This window comes from Lentisphaerota bacterium (genome assembly GCA_016873675.1).
GTDB lineage: Bacteria > Verrucomicrobiota > Kiritimatiellia > RFP12 > JAAYNR01 > VGWG01.
In genome coordinates this window covers 1-2,001 of record VGWG01000207.1, presented here as the reverse complement: position 1 = coordinate 2,001, position 2,001 = coordinate 1, and the positions used below count along the sequence as shown (strand labels likewise).

Genomic DNA, 2,001 nt, shown 5'->3' with positions numbered 1-2,001 from the left:
CCGAAGCGTATCGAGAAACCCCGGAGGTGCCTCATCCGGATCAAGAAATGCATGGGGCCAGCGAACCGCCCCATCGCAGAGATACAGAGCCACAAACCCTTCCGCCTGAGAGTACGGCCGTTCGTCCGGTCGCTGCGGCAGGAGGCCGGAAAGCCAGGCATCAATCAGTCTCCGGGCCTCCTTGATGGCCACGGTGGACAGGGGCTCGCCTGTCGAGGGCTTGGCTGCACGCCGCCGGATCGCCCCATGGACAACGGCGGCCGTCAAGCGTGCCCGGTGCAACCGACTCGACACCCGACAGGCGCGAAAGTAGTTGTCCACCGTGCCATACGCCTCATCCCACTCCGCCAATTCCGCTGCGCCAGCCTTGGGGAGACTCAGGGTGTCCAGCAATAGGTCCACGTCTCGCTGCATACGTCCCCCCCTTCCTTGCGCAAGCGGACGCGCAGTTCAACCGTCTCGGCGCCCTCCTCCGCGGCAACATCGAACGACACCCGCCAGGTGCGCTGGGGCGCATGGTAGCCGATCCCCGGGTTGGCAATCCGCCCCCGTGCGGCAAACACGACCGGCTCAACATTGAAACCGCTCCCCTGCGGCTCCAGTCCTGGACACGCGACGTCGAGCACGAACCGCCGCGCCCGCATCTGGCCCGGAATGGCCCCGGAGCGGGTGGACACCACACGCCCAACAGGCGGCAGTTCCGCCTTCTGTCCGCCCCATGCAATGTCATAGCTGTATTCCGCCGACTCCCCCGCCTTCAGCGGTTGCGCTGGCTCCCAGAAGGCGACGATGTTATCGTGAAACTCGGCGTCCGTCGGAATCTCAACCAGCCGAACCGAACCGGTGCCCCAGTCGCCCACCGGCCGAATCCAAGCGGATGGCCGGCGGTGATACTGCGCGTGAGAATCCTGATAACACATCGGATCGGTCTCACGCTGGAAGAGGCCAAACCCCTTCGGCCCCTTGTCCACAAAAGCGCTGGTTCGCAGCCGGCCCGTGTTATCCAGCGGACGCCACAACCAGTCCCCGGCGCCGGTTTGGATCTGCATCCCATCCGAATCGTGAACCTCCGGCCGGACGTCGTCGAAGCGGAGCTGAGTATTTTTTCCAAACCAGTACATGCTCGTCAGGGGCGCTATGCCCACGCGATGCACATCCACGCGCGGATAAATCGCAACGGAAACGCGCGTCACGGTCTCGGCACCGGGCTCGATGGTGAATTCAGCCGCGCCCACCAAGCTCTCGCTGTCGAGCACCCCGCGGATCTTTAGCGTCTGCCCCTCGCGATCAGGCCGGTCAACCCAGAATTCCCGGAACCGGGGAAACTCCTCCGTCTCCTCCACCCCGCAATTGACCGCCAGAACCCGCGCCGAAAGCCCATACACATGCGCGGCCGGAACCACGCGAAAGTACGACGCCCCCTGAAAGACAATCACCTCGTCCAACTTGTCGTTGCGGTTGATCGGATACAGCACACGAAAGCCGCCAAACTTGGCATTTCTGAAATCCGCCCAATTGTATCGGCTATTGGCGTCGTAGTTAAAGAACTCCCGGGAGAAGGGAACGGCCGTCACCTCGTCGCCGTCCACCAGATTCACGTCTATCTGATCCTTGCGATCGCCTCCCGGATGAACGAACTGCATCTGGAACGGCAAACGCTCGCGCCGCCACACTGACTTGTTATCATTGAATGTGATCTGATTGAGCTGATCGTAGCTCAGCTCAAGCAACCGCGGCGACACAGGCTGCCGGTGATCCACATAGGGCCGCGACGCCAGTTGCCGCGCCAACGCCTTGATCCCAGCAAAATCAGGGGAGGACGGGCGAAGGCCATCACCCGCATCCTCGGCTTTCGCGGCAGCACCCCACATCGCAGCCAGCGCGACCAGAACAACGGACACTCGCATACGCACCGCACCCTCCACGCATAGCCCCCTTACTCCGGTTGGAACACCACACCGTTATACTTAATCTTAATCTTAATCTTAATCCTCCAACCCT

2 protein-coding genes are annotated in these 2,001 nt (G+C 62.3%); both read right to left on the bottom strand.

The genetic code is table 11. From position 1 onward, the window contains the following. A partial coding sequence (locus FJ222_12735) for a hypothetical protein (GenBank protein MBM4165287.1) occupies positions 1-414 on the bottom strand: 414 nt, incomplete at its 3' end. Continuing rightward, entirely contained in the window at positions 378-1,907 is a 1,530-nt protein-coding gene (locus tag FJ222_12730; protein MBM4165286.1) for a glucan biosynthesis protein, read from the bottom strand. The genes FJ222_12730 and FJ222_12735, both read right to left, overlap by 37 nt. Positions 1,908-2,001 lie beyond the last annotated feature (94 nt).